Annotated in this window: 16 protein-coding genes; 12 read left to right on the top strand and 4 right to left on the bottom strand. The window is 59.8% G+C overall.

Annotated elements, in window-relative coordinates; genetic code table 11:
• Positions 1 to 306: 306 nt before the first annotated feature.
• A complete protein-coding gene (locus tag MSL71_RS05865; RefSeq protein WP_180137759.1) occupies positions 307 to 1326 on the top strand; it encodes a glycosyltransferase family 9 protein in 1020 nt (339 codons plus the stop codon).
• 12 nt (positions 1327 to 1338) lie between these two features.
• On the opposite strand, the gene mnmL is transcribed toward MSL71_RS05865, so the two are convergent.
• Positions 1339 to 2283 carry a tRNA modification radical SAM protein MnmL/YtqA gene (gene mnmL / locus MSL71_RS05860; RefSeq protein WP_180137758.1) on the bottom strand — a complete coding sequence of 315 codons (945 nt, stop codon included), beginning with the start codon at positions 2281 to 2283 and terminating at the stop codon, positions 1339 to 1341.
• Positions 2284 to 2528: 245 nt separating this feature from the next.
• Between mnmL and mnmG the strand changes: the two genes are divergently transcribed.
• The 7 genes from mnmG to MSL71_RS05825 all read left to right on the top strand — a co-directional run bounded on the left by mnmG (position 2529) and on the right by MSL71_RS05825 (position 12238).
• Entirely contained in the window at positions 2529 to 4403 is a 1875-nt protein-coding gene (gene mnmG, locus MSL71_RS05855; RefSeq protein WP_180137756.1) for a tRNA uridine-5-carboxymethylaminomethyl(34) synthesis enzyme MnmG, read from the top strand.
• Complete coding sequence (locus tag MSL71_RS05850) at positions 4404 to 5024, top strand: ABC transporter ATP-binding protein (protein WP_246317724.1); 621 nt, start codon at positions 4404 to 4406, stop codon at positions 5022 to 5024.
• Positions 5021 to 5836, top strand: coding sequence for an ABC transporter permease (locus MSL71_RS05845; protein WP_180137753.1), 816 nt, complete (start codon positions 5021 to 5023; stop codon positions 5834 to 5836). The genes MSL71_RS05850 and MSL71_RS05845 overlap by 4 nt, the downstream gene beginning before the upstream one ends.
• A gap of 178 nt (positions 5837 to 6014) precedes the next feature.
• Positions 6015 to 6902 (top strand): DnaJ C-terminal domain-containing protein, encoded by an 888-nt coding sequence (locus tag MSL71_RS05840; protein WP_180137751.1) that lies wholly within the window; start codon positions 6015 to 6017, stop codon positions 6900 to 6902.
• A gap of 164 nt (positions 6903 to 7066) precedes the next feature.
• Entirely contained in the window at positions 7067 to 7585 is a 519-nt protein-coding gene (gene hpt / locus MSL71_RS05835) for a hypoxanthine phosphoribosyltransferase (protein ID WP_180137749.1), read from the top strand.
• 56 nt (positions 7586 to 7641) lie between these two features.
• Positions 7642 to 9744: a DUF3426 domain-containing protein gene (locus MSL71_RS05830; protein ID WP_180138964.1), complete on the top strand. Its 2103-nt coding sequence runs from the start codon at positions 7642 to 7644 to the stop codon at positions 9742 to 9744.
• 319 nt (positions 9745 to 10063) lie between these two features.
• Positions 10064 to 12238 (top strand): acetyl-CoA hydrolase/transferase C-terminal domain-containing protein, encoded by a 2175-nt coding sequence (locus tag MSL71_RS05825; RefSeq protein ID WP_180137747.1) that lies wholly within the window; start codon positions 10064 to 10066, stop codon positions 12236 to 12238.
• 364 nt (positions 12239 to 12602) lie between these two features.
• Here the strand turns inward: MSL71_RS05825 and lysA are convergent, their stop codons facing one another.
• From lysA to MSL71_RS05810, 3 genes are all read right to left on the bottom strand, one after another.
• Positions 12603 to 13862 (bottom strand): diaminopimelate decarboxylase, encoded by a 1260-nt coding sequence (gene lysA, locus MSL71_RS05820; protein ID WP_180137744.1) that lies wholly within the window; start codon positions 13860 to 13862, stop codon positions 12603 to 12605.
• Complete coding sequence (locus tag MSL71_RS05815; protein WP_180137742.1) at positions 13853 to 14332, bottom strand: Lrp/AsnC family transcriptional regulator; 480 nt, start codon at positions 14330 to 14332, stop codon at positions 13853 to 13855. The genes lysA and MSL71_RS05815 overlap by 10 nt, the downstream gene beginning before the upstream one ends.
• Before the next feature lie 116 nt (positions 14333 to 14448).
• Positions 14449 to 15861 carry a DEAD/DEAH box helicase gene (locus MSL71_RS05810; RefSeq protein WP_218950964.1) on the bottom strand — a complete coding sequence of 471 codons (1413 nt, stop codon included), beginning with the start codon at positions 15859 to 15861 and terminating at the stop codon, positions 14449 to 14451.
• A gap of 322 nt (positions 15862 to 16183) precedes the next feature.
• Between MSL71_RS05810 and MSL71_RS05805 the strand changes: the two genes are divergently transcribed.
• The 4 genes from MSL71_RS05805 to MSL71_RS05790 all read left to right on the top strand — a co-directional run bounded on the left by MSL71_RS05805 (position 16184) and on the right by MSL71_RS05790 (position 20410).
• Positions 16184 to 17722, top strand: coding sequence for an HD domain-containing phosphohydrolase (locus MSL71_RS05805; protein ID WP_180137737.1), 1539 nt, complete (start codon positions 16184 to 16186; stop codon positions 17720 to 17722).
• A 162-nt stretch (positions 17723 to 17884) separates the two neighbouring features.
• The gene (locus MSL71_RS05800; protein WP_180137735.1) at positions 17885 to 18346 is read left to right on the top strand and encodes a chemotaxis protein CheX; all 462 of its coding nucleotides are present in this window, start codon (positions 17885 to 17887) and stop codon (positions 18344 to 18346) included.
• A gap of 231 nt (positions 18347 to 18577) precedes the next feature.
• Entirely contained in the window at positions 18578 to 18952 is a 375-nt protein-coding gene (locus MSL71_RS05795) for a chemotaxis response regulator CheY (protein WP_092213365.1), read from the top strand.
• A 111-nt stretch (positions 18953 to 19063) separates the two neighbouring features.
• The gene (locus MSL71_RS05790) at positions 19064 to 20410 is read left to right on the top strand and encodes a sigma-54 interaction domain-containing protein (protein ID WP_246317723.1); all 1347 of its coding nucleotides are present in this window, start codon (positions 19064 to 19066) and stop codon (positions 20408 to 20410) included.
• Positions 20411 to 20422: the final 12 nt, after the last annotated feature.

Genomic DNA, 20422 nt, shown 5'->3' with positions numbered 1-20422 from the left:
CCGCGACGGAAAACTGTCAGGTACGCAGCTCCTGGCCCTTTCTTTATTCATCTCAGGAATTCCCTTCTGGCACGTATTGTCGGATTTTATGGGTGTGGTGTCATAAAGTCCGACAATACGCAGCACCATTTTTTTTCCCTTCCAACGTCGAATTTTGAATTTCTTGTAATTCTTGCTTGCTGTTGCTATCAATGTTTGTTGTAGGCGCAGATGACGTCTATCAGTAATTGGTTTGGTGTGAAGTATCCATATCGGAAGCAGTTGTGTTAAATGGTTGTGATCGATACGTGTATTGGATAATCCGACATGAATCACTTATGGTTTCAGCGCGGCGGGTATGCCTCCAAAAAAGTGCGCCGATATATTGAGCGGGAGTTTTCTCCTGAGAAAATAAAAAAAATCGCCGTTATTCGGCATGCTGCCCTTGGGGACCAAGTCATTGCCCGGCCCTTCCTCATCGAGGTCAGAAAGTTTTTCCCAAACGCCGAGATCACCCTGGTGGGCGTGTCCAACTATCGGTACGGCATGCCGTCCGACCTGGCGGATATCACCCTTGTGATGGCGGGCAGGGAGCAGAAGGGCACCATGAGCCTTGGGGACCGGCTCCGGGACTTCAGGCAGCTGCCGCCCCAGGATATTATTTTTGATGTTGCCGGGACCAGCCGATCCCGGTGGATGACGCTGTTCAGCAAAGCGACCTTGAAGGTCGGCTTTCCTTACAGGCCATACTTTGGTCGCGCCCTGTACAACGTGACCGTGTTCCGATCCGACTTTCAGCCGGAGCTGGAGTGCATGCTGGATATGCTCAAGCTTTTGGGGCACAATCCTTCGCGCCCCCTGGATTTCGGGTACCCGAGTCATTTGTCACTATATGATACCTCCAGTCCCACCCCAGCCATCCTCTATTTCAACGGCGCCTCATCGGTACTTAAAATACTGCCCCAAGCACAGATGCGAGAGGTCCTTGAGATCGCCTCCCGAGAGCTTCCCGGGTACCAGCATGTTTATCTGGAAGGGAAAAACGATTACGAAAAAGGGGATTGTTTTCTCGGCCTGACGGAACGGGACAATGTGTCGATCCAGCCCTGTCTGCCCCTTGACGGATTGATCGACAGGGTTGCGCGAGCCAGGCTGGTTGTCTCTCCCGATACGGGGGTGCGCAACGTGGCTGTGTCCACCCATACCCCCAGCGTCGGGATATTCTACTCCACGGTTCCCTTTCGTTACACGCCCCTGGACGGCCGTCACCATATTGTGATGCAGGCCGACGGGGCGGTACCGTCAACTGAGCAGATTGTGGCTGCCATTAAAGGCGCCCTGGGGTGATTTGCGGTGTCGCTATGCGTGCTCCGGCTTGATGTACCGGGAGCCCTGGCAGGTGCCCCTGCTCTCTAAGGTGGCCTGGATGCGGGCCAGGGTGGTCCCTTTTTTCAGGGGCCACTGGGGGGCGCGAAGCTCGTCGCGATGGGGATCGCCGGTGAGGCGCTGGATCACCATTTCCGGGGGGAGCAGCTCCAGAAAGTCGCACACGGTCTCCACATAGTCGTCCTCCTCCATGCAGGTGTAGTCCCCGTTCAGGTAGAGGGTGTCCAAAGGGGTGTCCTTGACCACGTACAGGAGGTGCAGCTTGATCCCGTCCACGCCCAGGTCAGCCAGCAGCCTGGCACCTTCCAGCATCATCTCCCGGGTCTCTCCGGGGAGCCCCAGGATGATGTGGGCGCAGATTTTTACCTCGGGGGCGATTTTTCGGGTGAGGGCCATGGCCTCTTTGAAGCAGGCCACGTCGTGCCCCCGGTTGATGGCGGCCAGGGTGGTGTCGTGGGCGGACTGAAGGCCGTACTCGATCCAGACGAGTTTCTCTTTGGAGTAGGCGTCTAAAAGGGCCAGTTTTTCCTCGTCCACGCAGTCGGGCCTTGTGCCGATGGCCAGGCCCACCACATCGTCAAAGGCCAGGGCCTCGTCGTAGAGGGCTTTCAGGCGCTCCACAGGGGCATAGGTGTTGCTGTAGGCCTGGAAGTAGACCAGAAAAAGCTTTGCCTTGTAACGTTTGAACAGGGCGAGGCGGCCCTGGCGGATCTGCTCCGACACCGAGGTGCCCAGCAGGTGGGCCCCGTTGCCCGATCCTTTTTCGTTGCAGAAAATGCACCCCCCGGTTCCGGTGTGCCCGTCTCGGTTGGGGCAGGTAAATCCCGCGTCCACGGTGAGTTTCTGCACCCGTTTGCCGAAGCGTTCCTTGAGGTGGCTGTTGAGATCTGTGTACCGTTTTGCCTGTGTTGCGTTCATATTGACCTTGCTTGAAACCCGATAATATATTAAGGGGATGATCGTAAAAATGTGATGGCGTTTCGGGATCCTGCGCCACGCAGGGCCCCGGAGCTGCCGATGGGCGCAGTCGGTGAAAACCGGCTTTTTGTGTTGGGGCTATCCCCCGGCAGAGGCCCATCATACATCGAACGGCCGGAGAGGTCGAAATGAAAAATGATCTCCGGTTGTTTGATCCTTCTGGCAGACAAACGAGCAGGCGAGTGATGGTATCAACGACACGAAAATATGATGTGATTGTGGTGGGGGGCGGCCATGCCGGGTGTGAAGCGGCGCTGGCCTCGGCCCGCATGGGGCTTTCCACCCTGATTCTGGCCATAGACCTGGACAAGGTGGCGTCCATGCCCTGCAGCCCCTCCATCGGGGGCACGGCCAAGGGACACCTGGTGCGGGAGGTGGACGCCATGGGCGGGGAGATGGGCAAGGCGTCGGATGCCTCGGCCATTCAGTTCAAGACCCTCAACACCAAAAAGGGACCCGCCGTTCACTCCACCCGGACCCAGAACGACAAGAACATTTACCATCGTACCATGAAAGCGGTGCTCGAAGGCCAGGCAAACCTGCACCTCAAGCAGGGGATGGTGGAGCGCCTGGTGGTGGAAGGGGGCGCGGTGACAGGGGTGGTGGACCAGACCGGTTTCGGGTACGGAGCCGGGGCTGTGGTCATTGCCGCCGGGACCTTTCTGGGCGGCCTCGTCCATGTGGGTGAGTGCGCCATCAAGGCAGGACGAGCAGGTGAATTCGGATCCTACGGCCTGGCAGCCTGCATGAAGGAGCTGGGCCTGGAGATGGGGCGCATGAAGACCGGTACCCCGCCGAGGGTTCACCGGGACACCATCGACTATTCTCAGCTGGAGGAGCACCGCGCCGACGAGACCCCCTGCTTTTTCTCGTTCTCATCCACCTACGCCCCCCTGCCCCAGCTGCCCAGCTTTATCGGTCACACCACCGAGGCCACCCGCAACATTGTCATGGAAAACCTCGCCCGTTCGCCCCTCTACTGCGGCACCATCAAGGGCGTGTCGGCCCGGTACTGCCCCTCCTTCGAGGACAAGGCCGTAAAATTCCCGGACCGGGTCTCCCACCAGGTGATCCTGGAGCCCGAGGGGATCGACACCTGTGAGATGTACATCGGGGGCCTGGGCAACAGTTTGCCCGTGGACCTTCAAATCCCCTTTGTACGGTCCATTCCCGGGTTTGAAGAGGCGGAGATCATCCGTCCCGGCTATGCCATTGAATACGATTACGTGAACCCGGTACAGCTGCGCCCCTCCCTGGAGACCCGGTCGATCCACGGGCTTTTTCTTGCCGGGCAGATCAACGGCACCTCCGGGTACGAGGAGGCCGCTGCCCAGGGACTCTGGGCCGGCGTCAACGCGGCCTTGAAGGTCATGGGACGGCCTCCCTTTGTGCTGGACCGTTCCCAGGGCTACATGGGGGTGATGGTGGACGATCTCATCACCCGGGGCACCCTGGAGCCTTACCGCATCTTTACCTCCCGGGCGGAGTACCGCCTGATGATGCGCGAGGACAACGCCGACCTCCGGCTCACCGAGATTGCCTACGACCTGGGCCTGGTAAGCGAGGACACCGTACGCCAGGTCCGGGAGCGGCAGGCCGCCATCGACCGGGAGATGGGTCGGATCCGTCGGGTGGTGGTGAAGCCCTCCCCGGAGATCAACACCTACCTGGAGGCGCGGGATTCCGCGCCCCTCAAGACCGGGGCGCCCCTGGACCAGATCCTCAAGCGGGCCAAGGTGGGCTACGATGTGGTGGAGACCGTGGCCCCGGCCGAGCCCCCTGTGGAGGCCCGGGTGGCCAAGCAGGTGGAGATCGAAGTGAAATACGAAGGATACATCGATCGCCAGCTGGCCGAGATTGAAAAGTTCAAGCACATGGAAAAGATTCGCATCCCCGAGGATTTTCGCTTTGAGGAGGTGCACGGCCTCTCCAACGAGCTGCGGGCCAAGCTCATGGAGGTGCGACCGGTCTCCCTGGGGCAGGCGTCACGTATCGACGGCATTACGCCTGCAGCCCTTTCGGTTCTCATGATTCATCTTAAACGGCTTGGAGGAAACTAAGTGCAGGGCGGCGACCTGATCATTGACGACCTGGTCATTCGAGGCTTGGGCCCGGTGCGGCTTACGGTGCCCGCAGGAACCTGTGTGGGGGTGTCCGGCCCTTCGGGCATCGGCAAGAGTTCGCTTTTGCGTGCCGTGGCCGACATGGAACCCCATGACGGCCGGGTCTGCCTGGGGGCCACGGACCGTGATGCCCTCTGCGCTTCCGAGTGGCGTCGCATGGTGGGGCTGCTGCCCAGCGAGAGTGCCTGGTGGGCCGATGGGGTCGCCCAACATTTTTTGACGCCGGAGGCGGTGTGCCCCGAGGCGCTGGGGCTCCGTGAAGAGGTCCTCACCTGGCCGGTGAAGCGCCTCTCCAGCGGAGAGCGGCAACGCCTCTCCCTGCTTCGCCTTCTGGATCGCCGACCCCGGGCCCTGCTTCTGGACGAGCCCACGGCCAACCTGGACGGCGAGAGCACCCGGCGGGTGGAGTCCCTGATTCTGGATTATGCACAGACGCACCGGGCGCCGGTGATCTGGGTGGGGCACTCCGTGGATCAGCTCAATCGCGTGGCGCAGCGGGTGGTCTCCTTTGATGCGGACGGGGTGCTGCGAGAAGCCGGCGGGGAGGTGTGCCGATGAATTCGGTGATCGCTCTCTCCCCGGTGGACCTGTCCATTGCCGCCCTGCTGGTGGTGGCCCTGGCCCTGCTCTCCTTTCGCATGAACCTGGGGGTGACACGTCAGATCGTGGTGGCCGCCGTGCGCACCACCTTGCAGCTTCTCCTGGTGGGGATGGTTCTCAAGACCCTTTTTGACCACGCCCACCCCCTGCTTTTGGTCGCCATTGCCGTGATCATGGTGACCACGGCGGGGCGTGAAGTCATGAGCCGTCAGACCCGGCGCTTTACCGGCCCCTGGGGATTTGCAACGGGCACGGCCGCCATGACCCTCTCCTCGTTTTCCATTACCTGCCTGGTGCTCTCCACCGTGATCCGTATCGACCCCTGGTATGCCCCCCAGTATGCCATTCCCCTTTTGGGCATGATGCTGGGCAACACCATGACGGGTATCGCCATCGGCATGGAGCGCCTTACGTCCACGGCCTGGCGGGACAGCGCGGTCATCGAAGGGCGCCTGCTCCTCGGTCAGACCTGGGACGAGGCCGTGGGGGAGATCCGGCGCGAGAGTATTCGCAGTGCCATGATTCCCACCTTGAATGCCATGGCCGTGGCCGGTATCGTGAGCCTGCCGGGGATGATGACCGGCCAGATCCTGGCGGGGAGCCCTCCCATGGAGGCCGTAAAGTATCAGATCCTCATCATGTTCATTGTCAGTGCCGGCACGGGGTTCGGTGCGGTCCTGGCTGTTTCCGTGGGGGCCAGGCGTCTGTTTGACGACCGGCAGAGGCTGCGCCTGGACCGCCTGGTCAAGGCCGGCGGCCGCGGTGGTTAAGATTGTGGCGACGTCCTTGACACGTGGGGCCATTGGCCCTATTTTCCTTGTATCGAAAGCGTTTGGATCTCCGGCAGGTGAGCAAACGGGGTGACAACATGGTAATAACGTATGGCCCGACCCCGGGGAAGAAGAGGGTTTCTTCCCGTGCCGGGCTCTTGCGATTGGATCAAACGAAATGGACTACTATAAAGTACTGGGCGTTGAACGAGGCGCCTCCGACGACGAGATTAAGAAGACGTACCGCAAGCTGGCAATGAAATACCATCCCGACAAGACCAAGGGAGACAAGGCCGCCGAGGACAAGTTCAAGCAGATCAGCGAGGCCTACGCTGTGCTCAGCGATCCGGCCAAGCGCAAGGAATACGATACCTTCGGGGCCTCGGGGTTTCAGCAGCGATACAGTCAGGAAGATATTTTCAGGGGCTTTGATCTCGGGGACATCTTTCGGGAGTTCGGCTTTGGCGGTGGTGGGTTTGGCAACGGCGGGTTCGGCAATGGCGGATGCGGCCGTGGCGGAGGCCGAGGGTTCCAGGGCCGGCGCCAGGCCAAGGGTGAGGACCGTACCCTGGAGATCACCCTCACCGTGGAAGAGGTGTACACCGGGACCACCCGTTCCCTCTCCGTGGGTGGCGGGGCGTCTACCATCAACGTGCGCATTCCCAAGGGGCTGGTGGACGGCAAGAAGCTCCGGCTTTCCGGCAAAGGGGAACCCAGTCCGTACGGCGGCCCTGCCGGTGATCTGTACATCCGATCCCGCGTGGTGGGGGCAAAGGGCTTTTTCCCCGACGGGCAGAACGTGATTTACGACACCGACATCCGGGTGTCCGAAGCACTCCTGGGGACCACCATCACCGTGCCCACCCTGGACGGTGGTGAGATCAATCTCCGGGTGCCAGCCGGTACCCAGCACAAGACAAAGATGCGAATTCCAGGCAAAGGATTGCCTGAAATGAAAGGGGAGGGCAAAGGCGACCTGTTTGTCCGAATTGGTATCTCCCTTCCGAAAACCCTGACGGATAGTCAGCGGGCGGCAGTAGAGGATCTGGCGAAAAGCGGGCTGTAATGGCTTAAAATGATTGACATCCTGTTGATTTTGCGATACGGCCATGAGACGGATGTTTATCTTCGGTACCGCCGATTCATAACGCGTGAACATATACTCTCTTGCGGACGCCGGTCTGTAATCAGGTGTGGCGTAAGGGATAAAGTAATGATAAAGTAATCAGAATGTCCGAACTTATTGAAGTACTTTCGAAAGAAGAGATCGCTAGAAGTATCACCGAAGTGGGGGAAGTTATCTCCCATGACTACCAGGGCGGCAAACTGGCCCTGGTGGGTGCCTTGAAAGGGGCCTTTATTTTTATGGCCGACCTGGCACGTGAGATTACGGTTCCGGTACAAATCGGGTTCCTCGGCGTCTCCAGTTACGGCAAAAGCGCCGAGTCTTCCGGGACGACCACGGTCACCAAGGAGCTGGACCTCGATGTCACCGGAATGGATGTTCTGGTTGTGGAAGACATTGTGGACACAGGGTTGACCCTGCGGTTCATCGTGAACTACCTCAAGGAGAAAGGTGCCCGAAGTGTCAAAGTCTGCGCCTTTCTGGACAAGAAGGAACGCCGCGTCATGGACGTCCAGGTGGATTATGCCTGCCACGAGATCCTTGAAGGGTTTCTGGTGGGGTATGGCCTGGATTACGCCGAAGACTATCGGAACCTTCCCGGGATTTACCATTTGGAAATGTAAACAGAGCCGATCGACAGGATGGGTTGCATTCGCATGATGAAAAAGGGGACGCGCACATGATTATCACGTGTCAGGAGTGTGATTCCAGGTTCGTTCTGGATGATAAACTGATCAAACCCACGGGCAGCAAGGTACGATGCTCAAGTTGCAAACACGTGTTCAAAGTCTTTTCGGAGACGGCGGCCCCGTCCGTTGAGGAGCCTCCCCAGGCCCCTCCGGCCGAGGCACCCGCGGCCCCTGCTCCACGAAATCTTGATGAAGGCGACGACCTGCAAAGCGAACTCAACCGGGAGTTGGATCGTTTGTTCGGGCTGGAAGAGGACGAGCCGGGTGAAGAGGCCGCTCCTGACGCGGCAACACCGCCCGCCGAGGCACCGGCACCTGAACCCGTGGCCGAGGAGGCTCCTGCCGAGTCCATAGACGATATCGACCTCGACGACCTGGGCTTGGGGGATCTGGACCTTCAGGCGAGCCCGGACATGGGCATGCCCGATGATCTGGACCTCTCTGAGTTTGACCTGGCCGATCTGGATCTGGATCTCTCCCTGGACGAAGGTCCGGCGCCTGCGGCTCCGGCCGAGGGCAGCGAAGTAGAGGAGACCCTGGATTTTTCCGGCCTGGAAGAGTCCCTTGCAGGGTTGGAGCCCGAGGCCCCCGGCCAGGAAGATTCCGGTTTTGCAGATGTGAGCCTCTCCCTGGATGACGAGGGGACGGTGGATGCCCCCGTGTTTGATGACGACCTCGATTTCTCTGATCTGGAGGCGGCCTTAGGGGCCCCGGACGGCGATACCGCCAAAGAGCCCGCCGCTCCGGAAGAGGAGTTTGATTTTTCTGAAATGGCCCTCTCCCTGGACGGGGGAGGAAGCGACGTGGAGCTTGTGGGAGATGCCGAGTCCCCGGCATTTTCCGCAGGGGACGGCGACGCCGCTGCCTTGAGCATGGGGGGGCTGGGTGAGTTGGAACTCTCCCTGGACGATGGCCCCGTGGATGCGGCGAAAGGCACGGCCGAGGCCCACACCGACGCCGAAGACGGGTTCATGGAACTCGACCTGGATCTCGATCTGGGGGACGAGGAGCCCCTGCAGGCTTCCCTGGAGAGTTCTCTGGATGAAGAACTGGACCTTTCGGAGCTGGAGGGGCTTCTTCAGGAGGAGCCCGCTGCCGGAGAGGACCGCCCTGAAGACGATGACATCGAGCTGGAACTCGACTTTGACTTCAAGGGCGATGAGAAGACCCAGGAGTTTGACCCCCTGGAGAAAGACACCCTGGAAGATTCGGATTTCAGCGACATCGAGGCGATGCTCGAAAAAGACGACACTCCTCTGGATGTGGAAGCCGACGTCAACGGGGAGGTGGACCTTGAGCTTGAGCTGGACCTTGCCCCGGAGGCCGAAGAGGCCGTTGCCGCTGTGCCCGTGTCAGCTCCTGTGGCGCCTGCCCCCGAACCGGTGGCCGAGGCAGTCCGCATTGATGAGCCCGAACCCGAACCGGAGCCCGAGGCGCCGGCCAAGGCTTCCCGAAGCCATGCCCGGGACGGTGGCCGGGGAAGCGGATTGCGTATTTTCCTCACCATTCTCCTGGTGGTGGTCCTTCTCTTTGCCATCCTCGTGGGTGTTTACGCCATGCGGGATGAGATCCAGGACCGGACGGGGGTGGCCATCCCCACCATCAACGCCGTGGAAAAGGCCCGTGAAACCCTTTCCGGCTTAGGGATTCCCCTGGTGAGTGACTGGGTGAAGCCCGCCGAGAAAGATCCCGACGGGACCCGCCATCTCCTGACCCAGGACGTCACCGGGCGTTTTGTGGTGAGTCCCAGCCTGGGCGACCTGTTTGTGATCACCGGCAAGGTGCGTAACAACTACGGAACCACACGGCACTCCATTCAGCTTTTGGGCCAGCTTTACACCAAGGAGAACCTTGAGGTTCAATCCAAGGAGTTCTATGCGGGCAATGCCATGACGGACGCTGAGCTGGCGACCCTGTCCATGGAAGAGATCGATCAGAGGCTCAAGACCACTCTGGGCAAGGACAATATCAACGCGCGGGTCAGCCCCGGGCAACTTGTGCCCTTTATGGTGGTGTTTGAAAAGCTTCCCGACGACCTCACCGAGTTTGCCGTGGTGGTCAAGGGCTCCAGGGAGGGTGCGGCCATCAAATAGCCAAAGGCCCGGGTCCTGACCCGATACATCGCTTTTGAAAAAGACCCCATGCCGAGCGCTGCTCGGCATGGGGTTTTTTATTTGGAAAGGTGGTGAACATTGATACATTAAAGGGTCGTTTGTAAAGCAAAGGCAATCATGTAAGAAACGTTTTGTAGCGTTTTGCAGGGGAATTGTGATTTACAAGCTCAGCGGGTTGTATTATAGAATTTCAATTCTATTTATGTAATCAAGGAATCATTTCGCCGGAGGGGATGGGAAGCCCCGAAGGGGACAGCCCAATCAGGAGGGGCTGAAGGTAAGGAAGCAGGAGAGAGTTATGGAATCAAGAGAACCTGTCTATTATCAGGATGTGGAACGATGTGTTGATGATCTGGTGGCCAAGGTGGGCAAGAAGATCATCATGGCTGTCCCGCTGGCCGTGGGCAAACCGAACCATCTGGTTAACGCCATCTATCGGAGGCTCAAGACCGATCCCTCCATGCACCTCACCCTCATCACCGCCGTGACCCTGGAAAAGCCCTCCTGGGGCAACGATTTGGAACGGCGCTTCATGCAACCCCTTGTGGAGCGTATCTGGGGCGATTTTCCCGATTTCGATTACATCGGCGACCTTCGCAAAAATGAGATCCCGAAAAACTTTGAGCTGGTGGAGTTCTACAACAAAACCGCCCAGTTCATGAACTGTCCCCATGCCCAGCAGCACTACCTGGGTTCCAACTACACCCACGCCATCCGGGACGGATTGCTCCAGGGGGCCAACGTCATCTCCCAGCTGGTGGCCAAAAAAGAGATCGACGGCAAGACCTTTCTCTCCATGGGCTGCAACCCGGACACCCACCTGGACGGAGCCGAGTACATCCGGGCCAACGAAGGGGACGGCATTCCCCGGGCCATCATCGGCCAGGTGAACGGCGACATGCCCTTTATGTACGGGGACGCCGTGGTGGAGCCCGGTCACTACGACATGATCATCGAAAACCCCGATTACGAGTTCAAGATCTTCCGCGCTCCCAAAGAATCCGTGAGCACCACGGACTGGATGATCGGTCTCCACGCCAGTGCCCTGGTCAAGGACGGCGGAACCCTGCAGGTGGGCATCGGCTCCCTGGGGGATGCCATTGTGGCAGGGATCATGATGCGTCACACGGAAAACGACGCCTACAAGTCCGTCATGGGCGAGCTGGGGGTCATGGAACGATACGGGACTCTCATTGAGGAGTGGGGCGGCCTCGACGTGTTCGACGAGGGGCTCATGAGCTCCACGGAAATGTTCGTGGACACCCTCATCGAGCTCTTCAAGTGCGGGGTCCTCAAGCGCAAGGTCTACGAGCATCTGGATCTGCAGACCCTCCTCAACGAAGGGACCATCACCGAAGAGGTGACCCCTGAAATGCTCAACGTGCTGCTGGACCGTGAGGTGATCCGGCCCCAGCTTCGGGAAAAGGACGTGACCTTTCTCACGGCTTTCGGCATTTTCAAGAAGGGGATTGTCCTTGAAGGCGAAGAGCTGGTGGACGGCGAAACCCGCTACTCCGCAGATCTTTCCGATGCGGCCAACCGTGACGCGGTGATTGCGGGCTGTCTGGGCGAGTGCCTGGATCAGGCCGTGGTGATTTACGCCGGGTTCTTTGTGGGGCCCGAGGCCTTTTACGAGACCCTCAAGGCCCTGCCGGAAGACCAGCTCAAGCTCATCGACATGCGCAGCGTGGCCTTCATCAACCAGCTCTACGGGGACGATTACCAGCTGCGCGTGGCCCAGCGCAAGCACGGGCGGTTCATCAACGCAGCCCTCATGGCCATGCTCAACGGCGCCACCGTGGCCGACGGCCTGGACGACCACCGCATCATCAGCGGGCCCGGCGGGCAGTACAACTTTATCTCCATGGCCCACGCCCTGCCCGACGGCCGAGCCGTCACCATGGTACGAAGCACGCGCGGCTCCGGGGCCGGTGCCACCTCCAACATCGTGTGGCAGTACAACCACACCACCATTCCCCGTCACCTGCGGGACATCGTGGTGACGGAGTACGGCATCGCCGACTTAAGGGGCCAGCAGGACCACGTAGCCATGACCCGCCTGATCTGCATCGCAGACTCCCGGTTCCAGCAGCAGCTCCTGGACACGGCCAAGGCCAAGGGCAAGGTCCCTGCGGACTACGAGATCCCCGAAGCCTTCAGGAACAACACCCCCGATCGCCTTGAGAAAATCCTGGTCCCCCATCGCCAAAACGGGCTGTTCCAGGCCTTCCCCTTTGGCACGGACTTCACCGATGAGGAGATCATCATCGGCAAAGCCCTGAAAGGGTTCAAGTCCCGGGCAAACAAAAAAGTGGCCCTTGGGCGCGACCTCATCAAGAAGATGATGGCGCCGGTTCCCGAAGCGGCCCGTCCCTACCTCAAGCGCCTCGACCTGGACGCCCCCAGGACCATGAAAGAGAAGGTGATGCAGAAGGTTGTTCTGCTTGCCCTGGAGGGCGCAAAGGCCATCTGATCACGGTAGCCCGTGATGCCTCTCGTTTGAGGCAGTAACACTCAACAAAAAGGGGAGAGACCGCCTGGCGGTCTCTCCCCTTTTTATTTTTCAGCTTATCTTTGCCTCCGGCGGCCCTGCCGGGGGCCAAACTTTTGAAAAGTTTGACAAACAGGTATTAAGATAGACATTCCAGGCTCCGCCGAAATACATTCGTCATTTCTTCACCCGCCCTTTGTTTTGATCGCCCTTCGGGGCGATCAAAACAAAGGGCGGGTGAATTGGGAAAGTTTTTTGCGGAGCTTTTTTTCAAAAAAGCGACCCGCCGGAGGCAAGCTGAATAGTTACTAAAAAGTTAGACAAACCTTCGGGTGTGCCATGTGGTTTATGGCATGTACGGGTCGGCGTCGCAGTTCAGGGTGGCGGTGTAGTCCTGGAAGGTCTCTTCCCGGCGGATCTGGCGCACGGCGCCGTTGGTCTCCAGGAGGAGCTCTTTGGGGCGCATCTTGCCGTTGTAGTTGAAGCCCATGGCGTGGCCGTGGGCGCCGGTGTCGTGGATGAGCAGAAGGTCCCCGTCCTCAAGGGCGGGCAGGGGGCGTTGTACGGCAAACTTGTCGTTGTTTTCACACAGGGAGCCCACCACGTCCACCACGGTATCGCCGGGGGCGTCTGCCTTGGACGGCACGGTGATGTGGTGGTAGGCGCCGTATATGCCGGGGCGCATGAGAGCAGACATGCAGGCGTCCACGCCCACGTAGGTGCGGTAAGTCTCTTTGCGGTTGATCACCCGGGTCACCAGGGCGCCGTGGGGCCCGGCCATGAAGCGGCCGCTCTCCATGAAGAAGCGGGGCATGTAGCCTTCCTCGGCCTGGAACTCCTTGAACAGGGCGGTGATCTCCTCGGCCATGGCGCGGACGTTCAGGGCGTCCTGGCCGGGCTGGTAGGGGATGCCCATGCCGCCGCCGATGTTGATGAACTCAAAGGTGATGCCCAGTGCTTTGCGCAGGGCCCGGACGCGGTCCAGGAGCATGGCGGCGGTCTCCACCATGTAGCTGTAGTTCAGCTCGTTGGAGGCAAGCATGGTGTGCAGGCCGAAGCGGGTGGCCCCTTTGTCCATGGCTTTGCGGTAGGCCTCTTCGAGCTGGTCGTGGCTGACCCCGTATTTGGCCTCCATGGGATTTCCGATGATCTCGTTGCCCGTCCGCCGGTTTCCGGGGTTGTAGCGAAAGCAGATCAGCTCCGGCATCTCCGGTACCTTGTCGATGAGGGTGATGTCGTCCAGGTTCAGGACGCACCCGCCGTGGGCCGCTGCCGCACGGAACTCCTCGTCGCTGGTGTTGTTGGAGGTGAACATCAGCTCCTCGCCCCGGCCTCCGGCCATGCGGGCCAGGTCCAGCTCCGGTGTGGAGCTGCAGTCGAAGCCGAAGCCCTCGTCCTTGAAAATCTTCAGGATTTCGGGGTTGGGGAGGGCCTTGACGGCAAAGTATTCGCAGAACCCGGGGAGGCCGGAAAAGAGCGTTTTAAGCTCCCTGCAGGTGTCTCGGATGCCTTTTTCATCGTAGATGTGAAAGGGGGTCCCGTAGTGGTCTGCGATGCCTTGCAGGGCGGGGGTGAGGCGTTGGGTATAGTCCGGGCTCATGGGCATGGGTCACACTCCTTTGCGGAAAGGGGGATCTGGGAGGTCTCCTTGTAGGTTGACAGGGCCACGGAGGTGGCCGTGGGGCGCAGCCCCTCAAGAGAGCCCAGGGGGCTGGCAAGGAACGCCGCCAGGCTGGCCGTGTCCTCCACCCGGACCTTGATGCGGAAGCCGGTGTTTCCCGAAAGGAGATGGACCTCCTGGACCTCGTCCAGGGCAGCCAGGCGCTGCCCGGCGTCATCCAGACGCGAGATATCGTCCACGGCCAGGTCCACGAAGGCAATGAGGCTCCTGCCGAATTTTTCGGGGTTGAGGATGACTTCGTATCCGTTGATGTAGCCCTGGTTTTCCAGTTTGCGGATCCGTTCCAGAACAGCCGAAGGGGCCATGTTGACACGACGGGCCACTTCCACGTTGGGGATCCGGGCTTTTTCCTGAAGGATCTTCAGGATGGTCAGGCTGATGCAGTCAAGGGTCATGATTGGGTTCTCTCCATGGTTTATAGCAAAGATACCTCGCCCGGAAGGAAGGTGTCAAGAATATAGTTCTGGTTATTTGTAATGCTGCAGAATATAATTCTGTTAAAAAGTGTCGATCAAGAATTAATCACGTCGTCCCCTGACGGTGGGGGACCGTCGGCAATGGCGATGCTGTTGGACCGGTAGACCGAGAGCCGAGCCCGGGCCGCAGACTCCAGGACACCGATTTCAGCGTCCACGTAATCCACGATAAGCGCCTTGTCCTTGCCCGCTCCGGGCCTGAGGACCCGCCCCAGGTACTGGATGAGCCGCCCGGAAAAACGGATGGGGTAGGTGAGGAACAGGGTGGCCAGGCAGCTGGCGTCAAATCCTTCCCCCAGGAGCTGGCTGGTGGCAAAGAGCACCCGGGTCTCTCCTTTTTCCAGGCGTTCCAGGGCCTCGGTCCGTGCTGATTTTGAGAGGTCTCCGGTGATGAGGTCGGCCTCGATGCCGTGGTTGTAGAAGAGAAGGGTTTTCATGTTTTCGCAGTGGGCTTTCCGGTCGGAGAGGACGAGCAGGGTCCCCTGGGTGTGGGGAAGCTCTTCGGAAATATCCTTGACGATCAGGGCGTTGCGTTCCGGGTCTCCGGTAAGTTGCGCCATGAGCTTAGGATAATGGGTGGTTCCGTCGATATCTGAATAGAAGGGTGTAAGACGGAAGCGCACCTCGGCCTTCAGGAGGTGCCCCTCTTCGATGAGGGGGCTCTTGTCGATCTGCCAGGCGGACTCCCCCAAATGGAAGAAGATGAGGCGGGAGAGTTTGTCCCGCCGCCAGGGGGTGGCCGACAGGCCGGTCATGTAATGGGAGTCAAAGCGGGTCACGGCTTCGGTAAAGGTGCGGCTGGGTGCCCGGTGGCATTCATCCACGATGAGGTGCCCGATGGTGGGGGCCACCTCGGCCGAGCGTTTGTACAGGGACTGGACCATGGCCACGGTGACCTTGTCTCCTAAGCGGCAGGTGCCGCCCCCGATGAGGCCCACCTCTTTTTCGGGAATGCCGAGGAAGGATTCTACGCGGGCGATCCACTGGCGGGCCAGGTCCTTGGTGTGGACCACGATGAGGGTGGGCTGACGCCGCTGGGCCACGAGGTAGAGGGCCATGACGGTTTTGCCGGCGCCGGTGGGGGCGGTGAGGACCCCGAACTCCTTTTTCAGCACCGCATTGCAGGCCTCTTCCTGAAAGGGGCGCAGGGAACCGGTAAATTCAAAGTCGACCTCCGGGCATGTCCTGCGGTTGTCCGTAAGGGAGAAGGCCACGTTGTGGTGCCTGCAGGCGGTGATGATCATCCGCATGCAGCCCCTGGGGACGCTTAAGCCCTCGTCGGTCTCTTCGTAGAAAAGAAGGTCCTTGTCCACCCCGCGGTTCCACCGGCCGCGGCGCTGGTTCTCCTGCCAGACGGGGTTGGGAAGGGTCAGGTTCTGCTTGACGGCATCGGCCAGCTCCCCAGGGGGGGCGATGAGGGTGGCCCGGTTGTCTAAACGAATTTCCACGGAATTTTTAGCTGGCTCCCTTAGGGGTTGGGCGGTGCGGAGGGGGAAAGGGCCGAAGATGGCGCGCCCGCTCTGTGCATCGGTATTAAATCGGGTTAGTTTTTGCAAAGGCCTATAAAATGATCTATGATGATGTACCACAAAGGACCGAAGCCTGCAAAAATGAAGGCAGCTTGCCCCGTTTGACGGCTTCGGCTCTCCGGAAAGGGACTCACCTGAGCGCCGGCTTTTCTGCGGTGCTTTTTTGCGGTCCCTGTCCCACGGCCACACGGCGGCTCTCCATGCCATTCGTCGATGATCCCATGCCATTGGTAAGCAGCAGATGACGGAACGCGGAAAAGAAACGATACTTTTTGTGGATGACGAGGAGAGCATTCTCGACATCACCGGGGAATACTTCAGGCACAAGGGGTACCAGGTGTTGACGGCGGGCAACGGCCATCAGGCTTTGGAGGTTCTTGCCTCCCACCAGGTGGACTGCTGCTTTACCGACATCAACATGCCGGGCATGGACGGCCTGGAGCTCGCCGAGCACATTCGCCAGAAGGATGTCTCCATTCCCGTGGTGGTCATGACCGGTTTTCCCTCCCTGGAAAACACCCTCTCCACCTTGAAAAACGGGGTTGTGGATTTTCTCATCAAGCCGGTGAAGCTCGAGCAGATGGAGCTGTGCGTCAACCGTGTCTTCAGGGAGCGGGAGCTCTTTTTGAAGAACCTGCTCCTGGCCAAGGAAGTGGAAGGCAAGGAGCGGCTGGAGTCCCTCAATGCCGAGCTCGTGGGCAAGGTGGAAGAGCTCAACATCATGAACCGCATCATGGATGACTTTTCCGCCATCAGCTCCAGCGAGGAGCTCTTCAAGAAGGCCACGGAGTCTGCCGTGGACATCACCGGCGCAGAGTCCTCCCGGTTTTTTATCGTGAGTGAGTCCGTGGACACCCCCTTTGAGATGGCGGCCACCGGTTCCAACGGTGCCCGCATCTCCCTGGATGGCCTTGCCCGCTACGGCGGTGAGCTTGAAGCGCTCATCCGGGAGGTGGCCCTGGAAGGGGTTCCCACCCTCATCTCCCACAGCACCCGGCTCCGGGAGATGAAGGCTCCCATGAGTTCCGTGGTGCTGGTGCCCTTGAAGATCCGGGCCAAGAGCCTGGGGGTGCTGGTGACCTGTCACCTGGACGAAGCGCGCCATTTTTCCGAAAAAGATGTCTACCACCTGAGCTTCATGACCCAGAAGGCCGCGGGCAACGTGGAAAACGTGGCCCTTTACGAGAACATCTACGACAACCTTTTTTCCACCCTGTCGGCCTTTGTCAAGGCGGTGGAAGCCCGTGATTCCTACACCAACCAGCACTCCAACCGGGTGGCGGAGCTGGCCATTCTCCTGGGCTCGGAGCTGGGGTGCACCAAAGAGGAACTCGATGTCCTGAATTTTGCCGGACGGCTCCACGATATAGGAAAGATAGGGATTCGGGATGCAATACTCCTAAAGCCCGGGCGCCTGACGGACGAAGAGTTTGAAAAGATCAAAGAGCACCCCGACATCGGTGCCGACATCGTGGGCCAGCTCGGTCTCTGGGACCGGGAGGCGCAGATCATCCGCCATCACCACGAGCGGTTTGACGGCCAGGGTTATCCCGAGGGCCTGCGCGGGGTGGCCATTCCCTTTCTGGCCCGGATCCTGTCTGTGGCCGATGCCTTCGACGCCATGGCGTCGGACAGGGCCTATCGCCGGAAGATGCCCCTGGACAAGGTCACGGCCATTATCCGGGACGGGGCCGGGGGACAGTTCGACCCCAGGGTGGTGGACGCCTACCTCAAGGTGGTGCGTACCGGCGGCCTTGAGGGCACGGTGAAAAAAGAGTGATACGGGTATGTGCTGCGGCGCCTTTGCTCAGGGCGGGTGCGGTTCGGCGGACCTGGGGCAGCCCCGGGGCCGCATGACGTCTTTGGCCCCTGACCTGCGTTGGGGGGAAGACACCAAACGAGCGAACCAGGCCGTAAGGCCCGACGGACGAGTGAGTGCGTTATGGATGCAAATGTGATCAACCCATTTATTCACGCCACCTCCAATGTCTTGGAGACCATGGCCTTTGTCAGCTGCAAGGCAGGGGCTCCCTACCTGAAGCGGGACGACCGGGCCACGGGGGACGTCACCGGGATCATCGGATTGACGGGGGAGACCAACGGCACCATTGCCGTGACCTTTGACGAGGGAAGTATCCTTCGGGTGGTCTCCAACATGTTCGGTGAGGAGATCACCGAACTGTCCCATGAGGTGTCCGATGCCGTCGGCGAGATCATCAACATGATCTCGGGGCAGGCTCGGCGTGAGATGGAAGAGAACGGCCGGGTGTTTCAGGCTTCGATCCCTTCGGTGGTGAGCGGGCGGGGCCATGCCATCACCCATTACTCCGACGGGCCGAAGATCGCTATCCCCTTTACAACCGAGGGAGGGGAATTTACCATAGAAGTTTGCCTTGAATGTTAACGAAAGCGCCTGTTGTGGATTTGTGTCGCAGGTGCTATCTGTTAGGGTGAGGCAGGCCCGTGTGGGATAGATTTTGGAACCGCCTCGACGAGGCGCCATCATCCGGTGTTGTGTCTCGAACAGGAGAGACCGTCCTGTGGGCCATGAGATTAGAGAACCCTTGGGTACCGTCATGGGGTTACCCGGTGAAGGGACGGTGGGGTCGCGTTAGAGATCGATGGAGATCGGGAAATGAGTACATCCTTGAAGATCCTTGTTGTTGATGATTTTGCCACCATGCGCCGAATCATGAAAAACATCCTCAAGCAACTGGGGTACACCAACATCACGGAAGCCGATGATGGGACCACGGCGCTGGAGGAGTTGAAGCGGGGCAGCTTTGACCTGATTATTTCGGATTGGAACATGCCCAAGATGACGGGTCTTGATCTGCTGAAACTGGTGCGCTCCGATCCCGTTTATAAAGATATTCCATTTCTTATGGTGACCGCCGAAGCCCAGAAACAGAACGTCATCGAAGCGGTGCAGGCGGGTGTATCAAACTATGTGGTGAAGCCGTTTACGGCCGAGGCCATCGCAGACAAGCTGGGCAAAATAATTGGATAGACTACCGAGGTGTCCCCTCGTTATCTCCCCCTCCCTTGGCTTTGCGTAATAACCCACTTCCACGACCGAATGCAGTAAGATAGGACCGTAGCAATCATGGCGGACACCAGGATGATCAAAGTACTCATAAAAGGGGAGCTGGACAGCTCTCTGCTTATGGGGATGCTTTCCAATTGCGACCTCAAGATCGAGTCGGCGCCGGAGTTAACGGCAGTGACGGAGGTGTCCGGCGACTCCGGTTATGGGGCCGTCGTGGCCTCACACCTGTCCGAAAGCGACGCTTCGGCCCTCTCCCTGTTTCTGAAACGATGCGGTGAACCGCCCCTTATCCTCGTGGGCAAGGGCCCGGAACCCGATTATGGGAACACCCTGCATCTTGACGACGGGGTGGGCGCGGACGAGCTGGTGGATGCCTGCCGCTCCATGGCCCTTGCCGCCCCTGGCGCATCCGCGGCAGCGGGGTTTGACAGCCGGGGCCTCATCGGAGAGAGCGAGGGCATCCGGCGGGTCCTGAAGGTGGCCAACAAAGTGGCCACCACCGACAGTACCGTGCTGATAACCGGGGAGAGCGGGACGGGCAAAGAGCTCATCGCCCGTGCCATCCACCGCAACAGCCCCCGGCGCAACGCCCCTTTGGTGGTGATCAACTGCGGCGCCATTCCGGGTGAACTCCTGGAAAGCGAGCTCTTCGGCCATGAAAAGGGCGCCTTTACAGGGGCCCACAGGGCCCGGCCGGGTCGGTTTGAGCTGGCCGACGGAGGCACCATTTTCCTCGATGAGATCGGGGACATGAGCCCCGACCTCCAGGTGAAGCTCCTTCGGGCTATCCAGGAGAAGTGCTTTGAGCGGGTGGGGGCCACGCGCTCCATCCACGTGGACATACGCATCATTTCCGCCACCAACAAAGACCTTGCCCTGGCCGTGGAGCAGAAAGCGTTCCGCGAAGACCTCTACTACCGCCTCAACGTGATTCCCGTGATCATGCCCCCCTTGCGGGAGCGGCGAAGCGACATCCCCCTTCTGGCAGAGCATTTCATGGACAAACTTGCGCGCCGCACCGGCATGGAGAAGAAGAGTTTCTCTCCTGAGGCCATGGACACCATGACGGCCTATGACTGGCCCGGCAACGTCCGTGAACTCGAGAACCTGGTGGAGCGGTTTTCCGTGCTGGTGGACGGCAACATCGTGGACGTGGAGGACCTGCCCGATCACTTCACCGCAGAGCTTTCCGACGGCGGTGCCCCCCAGGACGCGGCCCTCTTTTGTGATGTGCGCCACGGAGTCAACTTCCAGGAGTCCGTGGAACAGCACCAGAAATCCCTGATTCTTCAAGCGTTGAACGAATCCAACTGGGTGAAGGCCAAAGCGGCCGAGCTTCTCAGCATGAAGCGGACCACCCTGGTGGAGAAGATCAAAAAGATGAAGATTGAAGAGGGGTCGACCTCCTCTGCTGTGTAGGCCGCCTTGTGT

The sequence above is a fragment of the Desulfoluna butyratoxydans genome, from assembly GCF_900699765.1.
Lineage (GTDB): Bacteria > Desulfobacterota > Desulfobacteria > Desulfobacterales > Desulfolunaceae > Desulfoluna > Desulfoluna butyratoxydans.
The sequence above is the reverse complement of the archived record's forward strand: the minus strand, read 5'-3'. Positions and strand labels throughout refer to the sequence as shown.

Excerpts from the sequence above, each read along its gene's own strand:
- MSL71_RS05830 (WP_180138964.1), top strand. The coding sequence starts at position 7,642 with ATGATTATCACGTGTCAGGAGTGTGATTCCAGGTTCGTTCTGGATGAT.
- MSL71_RS05865 (WP_180137759.1), top strand. The coding sequence starts at position 307 with ATGAATCACTTATGGTTTCAGCGCGGCGGGTATGCCTCCAAAAAAGTG.
- MSL71_RS05805 (WP_180137737.1), top strand. The coding sequence starts at position 16,184 with ATGACGGAACGCGGAAAAGAAACGATACTTTTTGTGGATGACGAGGAG.
- MSL71_RS05800 (WP_180137735.1), top strand. The coding sequence starts at position 17,885 with ATGGATGCAAATGTGATCAACCCATTTATTCACGCCACCTCCAATGTC.
- MSL71_RS05790 (WP_246317723.1), top strand. The coding sequence starts at position 19,064 with ATGATCAAAGTACTCATAAAAGGGGAGCTGGACAGCTCTCTGCTTATG.
- MSL71_RS05840 (WP_180137751.1), top strand. The coding sequence starts at position 6,015 with ATGGACTACTATAAAGTACTGGGCGTTGAACGAGGCGCCTCCGACGAC.
- MSL71_RS05825 (WP_180137747.1), top strand. The coding sequence starts at position 10,064 with ATGGAATCAAGAGAACCTGTCTATTATCAGGATGTGGAACGATGTGTT.
- mnmL (WP_180137758.1), bottom strand. The coding sequence starts at position 2,283 with ATGAACGCAACACAGGCAAAACGGTACACAGATCTCAACAGCCACCTC.
- lysA (WP_180137744.1), bottom strand. The coding sequence starts at position 13,862 with ATGCCCATGAGCCCGGACTATACCCAACGCCTCACCCCCGCCCTGCAA.
- hpt (WP_180137749.1), top strand. The coding sequence starts at position 7,067 with ATGTCCGAACTTATTGAAGTACTTTCGAAAGAAGAGATCGCTAGAAGT.
- MSL71_RS05815 (WP_180137742.1), bottom strand. The coding sequence starts at position 14,332 with ATGACCCTTGACTGCATCAGCCTGACCATCCTGAAGATCCTTCAGGAA.
- MSL71_RS05795 (WP_092213365.1), top strand. The coding sequence starts at position 18,578 with ATGAGTACATCCTTGAAGATCCTTGTTGTTGATGATTTTGCCACCATG.
- mnmG (WP_180137756.1), top strand. The coding sequence starts at position 2,529 with ATGGTATCAACGACACGAAAATATGATGTGATTGTGGTGGGGGGCGGC.
- MSL71_RS05845 (WP_180137753.1), top strand. The coding sequence starts at position 5,021 with ATGAATTCGGTGATCGCTCTCTCCCCGGTGGACCTGTCCATTGCCGCC.